Genomic DNA, 7,867 nt, shown 5'->3' on the forward strand with positions numbered 1-7,867 from the left:
TTCACCGTACCTATAGGATACGGTGAACCTTTCCAAAAAACCATTCACAAGTTGTTAGTTTTTATCCGCAAGCAGGTCGAGCAGCAGCTTGCGCTTCGCGCGCGGCTCTCCTGCTATCTGCAGTTTGGTGTAGATTTGATTCACATACTGCCGGATACTGCCCTCGGACAGATACAGCTTTTCCGCGATCTCACGGTTGTTCAGCCGCTGTGCCATCAGCCGGACAATCTCATATTCCCGCTCGGTCAGCGCAGACAGGGCTTCCGGACGGTCAAATCCGGCCTTTCGCCGCTCTACGGCTTCTCCCAGTTCGATGATCTGCGCAACCGTTCCGGTTTGCAGCCGCTCTGCCAGCAATGGCTTGAGATAGCGATAATTCTCCGCAAACGGAATGACAAAGCCGTCCGGTTCCGCGTCGGTCAGTGCCTGATCGAGCTGCGCCTGTGCCTCCGCATGCTTACCCAGCATTTCATACGCCGCTGCCGTCTGGATGCGGATATGCATTGCGACCAGTGCGTAGTGCATGCCTTCGCACACAGCAAGCAGTCTTTCGCTCCGGCCAACGACACGGGCGTAGTCGCCCTGTGCCAGACCGACCTGATTTTCGATCATCTCGATCATCGGCTTGCCCGGTGCAAGTGTATGCACGGTTGAAAGCCTGTGCGCGCGGAAAACCTCCGGAATCTTGTCGGTTTTGCCAAGCAAAGCGTAATAATACGCCGCAATCGCGTTCCATAGGTTCAGCCAGGAAGCATTGTGCTGCCGCAGCAGCTCCGCGTGCCGCTCGGCAAGCGTGCAGTGATACTTCATCTCCGCAAACAGCGACAGCCGCCACGCCAGAAAATCACAGCACAGCGCCATATTGGCCTGCCCGTTGTCCTGAATCCGGGCGCACGCGCTTTCGAGTTCGATATGTGCATCCGTTAAGCGTCCCTGCAGGAACGCCGCCTCGGCACGCATGATAGTCTCGGCACCCTGACCGTGATTGCCGGTGATTTTATAATAGTGCGGCATGCACTCATCCATCTCAGCAAGCTCGCTCTGCAGCTCGCCCGGTGCGCGGTAAAACATCATCAGCACGGACGGTGAACCGAAGGTCCAGCCGCCGCCGGACTGGATGCTGATCGCCTTCCGCGACATCTGCGCGCTGGCACTCCGGTGCAGGCGGCTCATGGCGCTGATATCGTTATAGCAGAGGAAGCTCATGATCAGGTCGCATTCTCCCCGCAAATCGCCTTTTTCCTGTGCGGAAAGCGCTGTATTTTCGGAAATCGCCGTCAGCAGCAGCTCCTTCAGCTCCAGCATTTTCGGAATATTGCGCCAGTTGAACATACTCCGCATCAGCACCAGAATCGCCAGCGGATGGCTTGCGAGCACCGCTGCCGGGCATTCGTCCAGTGCTGCCAGCACTGCCTTCGGGTGCAGCGAGGAAAGCAGAATGCCTGCATCCTTCTGCAGCGTGCGCAGCATCGCATCGTAATCGCCGTTTTGCCGGTACTCGATCATGGCATGCAGATACAGCCGATGATCCTCATACCAGATGCCGAGCCGCCCGCGGTAGACGGTCTGCCGCTCCTTCGGCATGGACAGGAAGGTGTGCAGCGCGCATTCCTTCATCATGTGATGAAACCGGTAGGTCACGCCGTCCGGCAGACGCTTGACAAACGCATTCTGCCCGGTCAGCGCGGCAAGCAGGTCCTCGGCGTGCGCGTCTGCCATGACGAACTGCGCCATTTCGACCGTAAATTCGTCGGCAAGTCCCATCACCGCAAGGAATTCCCGCTGTTTTTCGGGCAGCGGATCAAGCATCGCAGCCGTAAAGATGGATGAAATATCCGAATTCGGGTCCGGCAGCACACCGTGCTCGGAAAACATCCGCAGATTCAGATAAACCGCCGAAAACCAGCCCTCGCTATAATACAGCAGCGTATCTATCTGCTCATCGGAAAGCGCGGTTCCGCACCGCTTGGTATAGACCGCCAGCTCGGTATGGTTAAGCCGAAGCTGCGCCGTGCCGATCTGGTACACCTTTCCGCCCAGCCGGACAAGCTCTGCCGCCGGCAGAAACAGGTCACGGCTGGCTAAAATCAGATGAACATTGGGCGGCAGCCGTCCGGCCAGCGCACACAGGAATCCCGGTGCGCGCTTGTCGGTCAGCAGGTGAAAATCGTCAATAAAAATATAGCAGGACTTCTCACCGGTCAGCGCATGACACAGATCGTCGATCAGAAGTCCGCCGCTGGCTCCGTCGGTCGGACAGTCGTACTCACGCAGAAAGGCAAAGCCTGCACGCGCAAAGGCGTCCTGCACACTTTTCCAGAAAATCGCAAGATTGCCCGAGTACACACTGATGCGCACAATGTACGGCGCTTCGGCTCTGGCACGTTCCGCGAGATACCACTCCACCGCCGTCGTTTTGCCGTAGCCCATGGGTGCAACCACGGTCGTCATGGCACAGCGCGAGATTGGCCGCAGGCTCTCCTGCAGTCGCTCAGATATGTAGATCGTGTTCAGATTCCATTTCGATTTTGGCATGGCGCACCTCCGAATACTGTAATGTGCTCTCCTGTCCGTTATACTGTCTAAATTATACGGGATTTCAGAGCGGGTGTAAACCGTGTATGCTGTTAAGGCAGCGTGCATAAATAAGGGAGCCGCCTTCCGGCAGCTCCCCTGCAGCTGATGTTTTTATACCTTAAATATACGGTGCAGCAGCGCATGCTGAACAGCAGTGCGTATATATGCCCTCAATTTGCGCGTCAAGCCGCTTTTCCAACCGGCAGTGTTACCAGAATAGTCGTTCCCGTATCTGCGCTCTGTTCAACGCGCACTGTGCCGCCATGCAGGCGGACAATCTCCTGCACGAGCGCCAGTCCCAGTCCCACGCCGCCCATTGCGCGGCTGCGCGACTTATCCACGCGGAAAAACGGCTGAAAGATGCTGTCCCGGTATTCCTCGGCAATGCCCGGACCGGTATCCCGCACGCGGATTGCCGCCTGACCGCCTTCCTGCTCGACAGACACTTCCACCGAACCGCCCGTGCGGTTGTACTTGATCGCGTTCTCTGTCAAATTGAACAGCAGCCGATACAGCAGCACATCGCTGCCGATAAACTGCACGTTTTCGCCTGCTTGCGTCAGTGTAATACCGTTTTTCTGTGCCAGCGGTGTCAAATCGACCAACACCTCCTCAACCATCGGTGCAAGGTCGATACGGTCGGTGCGCGGCACCGACCGCAGGTCGCTCATCTCAAGCAGGGTACGCACAAGCGCACTCAGGCGCTCAACCTGCTCCTGCTGAAAATGCAGCAATTTCGCAGTTTCTTCGCTCATCTGCCGATGTTCTGCCGCAAAGAGCTCCAACCTTGTCTGCATCAGCGCCAGCGGTGTCCGCAGCTCATGGGCGGCGTTGCCCGTAAACTGCCGCTGTGCATCGAACGACTGCGCCAGCCGGTCCAGCATGGCGTTCACCGACTCGCTCAGCTGCCGGAACTCGGCAGTCGTATCCTCCGGCAGACGGGTGTCCGTCAGGCTTTCCTCGTTGATCTGTTCGGTCTGCTGTGCAAAATCCTTCAGCGGCTTCAAAGCCTTTCCGCTGAAGAAATACGCGATAATGGCACTCAGCAGTGTCACCAGTGCGGTGATGTACCAGCCTATGCGCTCAAAACGCACCTTTTCTTCATTGACCTGCTGCGAAAAGTCACTAAAAAATGCCTGCATATTCTCTTTGGGTATCTGAATGGTCATTTCCTGCTGGTTTTCCGTCTTGTATTCCACCACAAAGCCGTTCAGCGCATCCATGCTGCCCGAGCCTGAGTAAAACAGCAGCAAATTCAGGCTCACACACGCCGCCGCGATGAGCAGCGCGGTCAATATCGTAATGCGCCACTGGACAGAAATTCGTTTGCTCATTCGCCCGCTCCTATCTCGTAGCCCTGTCCGATCTTGTTGCGGATCGGGTCGTATCCCAGTGCCGCACGCAGTTTTTTCCGCAGCATGGAGATGTGTACGCGGATGGAATTGCTGAAGCTGTCCACGCTGCTGTCCCAAACGTGCTCGATGAGCTCCTCCTGACTGACCGGCCGCCCGCGATTGAGCAGCAGATATTCCAGAATGCCGCTCTCCTTGCGCGTGAGCGACAGGGCCTGTCCGTTCGCCGCAGCGGCGCGGCTGCGTGTGTCAAATGTCAGCCCGCCGCACCGCAGGCACACATCCTGCTGGACGAACCGGCGGCGTGTCAGGCTGCGTACCCGCGCCTCCAGCTCCTCCAGATGGAACGGTTTGGACAGATAATCGTTCGCGCCGGCATCCAGTCCGTCCACCTTGTCGGAAATTTCGCTTCGCGCCGACAGGATGAGCACGCCGGTCTCCTGATCATGCTCCCGCAGGGTTCGCAGAACGGTCATACCGTCTACCTTGGGCAGGTTAAGGTCGAGCAGCACCAGATCGTAGCGCTCCACCGCCAGCAGCTCGAGCGCCGCCTCCCCGTCAACGCAAGTGTCCGCCTCATAACCGGACAGGCGCAGTTTTTTCGCAATATCTTCGCACAGATCACGCTCGTCCTCTATCACCAAAAGCCGCATGAGCTTTCCTCCTTTGTGTTTTCATACCTTTATTATACCAGACAGGGATAAAATTTGTGTTAACGAAATCTGTTGCAAAAAATTTTTTGTTTTTTAGCACCTTAACACAGATTTTATCTCCCGTGCGGTATACTGGTGTCAACAACTTCGAAAGGGGCATAACAATGCTGAAGCACAGAACCGCCGCCCAGCTCTTCCTGCTGGCAGTCGGCATTGCAATGATCGGGTTCGGCCTATGGAGAGGCGAAGCCGATACGGTATTATCAAAGGCGATCCGCCTGTGTATGGAGTGTGTTGGGATTGGATAAGAGAAATATTCCGGTTTTAGCCCGCTTTCGCGGCTGGATACAGGCAGCAGCCACCCTACTGACCAATATCCACCTGCCGAATTTTTTGCAGGGCAAATTATATCAGGGCGGCGGCAAGGCGGTCTGCGTGCCCGGCCTGAACTGCTATTCCTGTCCCGGCGCGGCGGGCGCGTGCCCGATCGGCGCATTTCAGGCGGTCGTCGGCTCGTCGAAGTTCCGGTTTTCGTATTACATCACCGGTATCTTGATCCTGCTCGGCGTCCTGCTCGGACGGTTCATCTGCGGTTTTCTGTGCCCGTTCGGCTGGTTTCAGGAGCTGCTGCACAAGATCCCCTCGCCTAAGCTGTCCACCAAAAGGCTGAAGCCGCTCCGCTATGTGAAATATGCGGTGCTGCTGATCATGGTGGTGCTGCTGCCCGTCCTCATCACAAACGAGCTCGGCATGGGCGACCCGTTCTTCTGCAAGTACCTGTGCCCGCAGGGCGTGCTCGAGGGCGCGCTGCCGCTGGCGGCGGTCAACTCCGGCATCCGTGCCGCGCTCGGCGCACTGTTTACCTGGAAAGCAGCCGTTCTGCTGACCGTTATCGTGTGCAGCGTGCTGTTTTACCGTCCATTCTGCAAGTGGCTGTGCCCGCTCGGCGCCTTTTACGCCCTGCTGAACCGTGTTTCACTGTTTCAGATGCAGGTGGATACGCATAAGTGCGTATCCTGCGGTGCGTGCGCCAAAGCCTGCAAAATGGATGTGGATATTACAAAAAACCCCAATCATGCCGAGTGTATCCGCTGCGGTATGTGCATCAAAGCCTGCCCGACCGGTGCCATCTGCTACCGCTACGGTCTGGGCGATAAAACCCAAACGACTGACAAAGGAGAAACTATCTAATGAAAAAGAATCGACTGATCGCATTTGCCCTGTCCGTAAGCCTGCTGCTCGGCGCATCCGCCTGCGGCAAACCGGCAAAAACCGTCTCCGAGCTGATAGCGGAGGAAAACGCCATCCTCGACCAGCACCAGGAGCTGTGGACAACGGCTCTGAATTCGCTCGACAAGGACAATCTGTCGCAGAGCACCCAGAGCACCAACTACGCCGATGTGCTCGATCTTGCGATTAAAAACGTCAAGGACCAGCTCTCGGACGAGGACTACAAGACGCTGACCGACGATGCCGCCAAGGTCCGCAAGCTGGAGGACCAGCTGCAGGCACTTCCGCCGGAAACAGCAGAGGCAAACACCGCCTCGGCCGGTGATACGTTCCCGTCCTTCGAGGGCAAGGATCTGGACGGCAATGCCGTGGACAGCAGCCTGTTCGCAGACAATGCGTTCACCGTCGTGAATTTCTGGTTCAGCGGCTGCAAGCCGTGCGTGGCTGAACTTGGTGATCTGGACAAGCTGAATCAGACTGTCAAGGCGCAGGGCGGCGAGGTTATCGGCATCAATACGGAAACGCTCGATGACAATGCGGATGCCATTGCTACCGCTAAACAGATTCTGCAGACCAAGGGGGCATCCTACCGCAACATTACCTTTGCATCCGGCAGCGAGGCAGGCAAGTTTGCACTGAACATCATGTCATTCCCGACCACCTATGTTATCGACCGGAACGGAAAAATCGTCGGTGAACCGGTACTCGGCGGCATCACGAACGAAAACAGCATGAAGCAGCTGCAGGAGAATATTGACACCGCGATTGCAAACGACGGAAAATAACACCCGAGTGTGATTGCCGCTGCAATCTGCATCATAAATATACACAGCGCAGATTGTGCCGAGAAAGGCAACGGAGATTAGCAGGGCCAAGTAAGCGCAAAAGCCGCAGACTTTCGTCTGCGGCTTTTGCGTGCCTGCGGAAACATCCACGAAGATATGCACAAACCTGTGGATAAATTTGAGGACGGAACTTTTCCTTGTTTCGCCTATATGATATACTAAAATTATACAAGCGCAAATCGCAGGAAAAAGAGAAACACGAGGGATAAACATGGGACTGTTTTCAAAACCGGAGGTTGTGATTGCGAAAGAATCCAGCAACGCAAAGGAGTATCTGCGGCAGCTGGAGGAGCTGGCGGAAAAGGCAGCCGGAGAAAACGCGAAAAAAATCGCAAAAGAGATTGCCGTGGTGAAAGCCGGTATTATCGGTGAGAATAATATTCTGTTTGAGCTGAAAAACAGCGGTATGGATATGGTTGTGCTGCACGATTTGTATATTGAAAGCGTGTCCGGTGCCTCGGCACAGATTGACTTTCTGGTACTGACTCCAAAGATTAACTTTGTGTTGGAGTGCAAAAATCTGTTCGGCAATATCGAGATCAACAGCAAGGGCGATTTTATCCGCACAATTCGCTGCGGCGGTCGGTACTATAAAGAGGGAATTTATTCGCCGATTACGCAGAATCAGCGGCATTTGCAGGTGCTCAAGGAGCGAAGGAGCGAAAATGACGGCAAAATCCTTGCCGCATGGAAGAATTACTTGTTTAAGGACTTTTTTAGGGGCTTAGTCGTGCTTGCCAACCCGAAAACTGTTGTCAACGACCGATATGCGAAGAAAGAGGTCAAGGCACAGGTCATTCGGGCAGACCAGTTAATTGAAACGATACAACGAATGAATAAGGCGTCCAAGGAATCGGCTTCTTCTTTGAAAGATTTGAAGGGAATGGGTGCGCGGTATCTGCAGATGCACATTGAAAGGCCAATCACCTATATCGAAAAATTCAAGCAGGAGGAGCTGGAGGACCAGCCTGTCGCCGAGCAGCCTGCGCCTGCGCCGTCGGAGGGAAAATGCTGTCCGAAGTGCGGCAAGCCGCTTGTCATGCGGGAGGCCAGACGCGGCGCGCATATCGGCGAAAAATTCTGGGGCTGCACAGGATTTCCTCAATGTCATTTTATAAAGAAAATCGTGAAAACCGAAAACAAATAAACAGAAAAGCGGCATGACTTGCTGAAGTGACCCCAAAAAGTTAGACAATATTTTGAAGTAAAA

Annotated in this window: 7 protein-coding genes; 4 read left to right on the top strand and 3 right to left on the bottom strand. The window is 55.3% G+C overall.

The window, feature by feature from the left end; translation table 11 throughout:
• Positions 1–54: 54 nt before the first annotated feature.
• From PGY33_RS09230 to PGY33_RS09240, 3 genes are all read right to left on the bottom strand, one after another.
• Positions 55–2,535 carry a helix-turn-helix transcriptional regulator gene (locus PGY33_RS09230; RefSeq protein ID WP_270478351.1) on the bottom strand — a complete coding sequence of 827 codons (2,481 nt, stop codon included), beginning with the start codon at positions 2,533–2,535 and terminating at the stop codon, positions 55–57.
• A 224-nt stretch (positions 2,536–2,759) separates the two neighbouring features.
• Positions 2,760–3,911 (bottom strand): sensor histidine kinase, encoded by a 1,152-nt coding sequence (locus PGY33_RS09235; RefSeq protein ID WP_270478353.1) that lies wholly within the window; start codon positions 3,909–3,911, stop codon positions 2,760–2,762.
• Positions 3,908–4,582: a response regulator transcription factor gene (locus PGY33_RS09240; protein WP_195387371.1), complete on the bottom strand. Its 675-nt coding sequence runs from the start codon at positions 4,580–4,582 to the stop codon at positions 3,908–3,910. Before PGY33_RS09240 ends, PGY33_RS09235 begins: the two co-directional genes overlap by 4 nt.
• A 218-nt stretch (positions 4,583–4,800) precedes the next feature.
• Between PGY33_RS09240 and PGY33_RS14500 the strand changes: the two genes are divergently transcribed.
• The 4 genes from PGY33_RS14500 to PGY33_RS09260 all read left to right on the top strand — a co-directional run bounded on the left by PGY33_RS14500 (position 4,801) and on the right by PGY33_RS09260 (position 7,804).
• Positions 4,801–4,890 carry a CD1871A family CXXC motif-containing protein gene (locus PGY33_RS14500; RefSeq protein ID WP_442865572.1) on the top strand — a complete coding sequence of 30 codons (90 nt, stop codon included), beginning with the start codon at positions 4,801–4,803 and terminating at the stop codon, positions 4,888–4,890.
• Entirely contained in the window at positions 4,883–5,773 is an 891-nt protein-coding gene (locus PGY33_RS09250) for a 4Fe-4S binding protein (protein WP_270478355.1), read from the top strand. The genes PGY33_RS14500 and PGY33_RS09250 overlap by 8 nt, the downstream gene beginning before the upstream one ends.
• Positions 5,773–6,597: a TlpA family protein disulfide reductase gene (locus tag PGY33_RS09255; protein WP_270478357.1), complete on the top strand. Its 825-nt coding sequence runs from the start codon at positions 5,773–5,775 to the stop codon at positions 6,595–6,597. Before PGY33_RS09250 ends, PGY33_RS09255 begins: the two co-directional genes overlap by 1 nt.
• Positions 6,598–6,868: 271 nt before the next feature.
• On the top strand, positions 6,869–7,804 hold the full coding sequence (locus PGY33_RS09260) for a nuclease-related domain-containing protein (protein WP_270478360.1): 936 nt from the start codon (positions 6,869–6,871) through the stop codon (positions 7,802–7,804).
• Positions 7,805–7,867: the final 63 nt, after the last annotated feature.

The organism is Butyricicoccus sp. AF18-9LB (genome assembly GCF_027684505.1).
Taxonomy (GTDB): Bacteria; Bacillota; Clostridia; order Oscillospirales; family Butyricicoccaceae; genus Agathobaculum; species Agathobaculum butyriciproducens.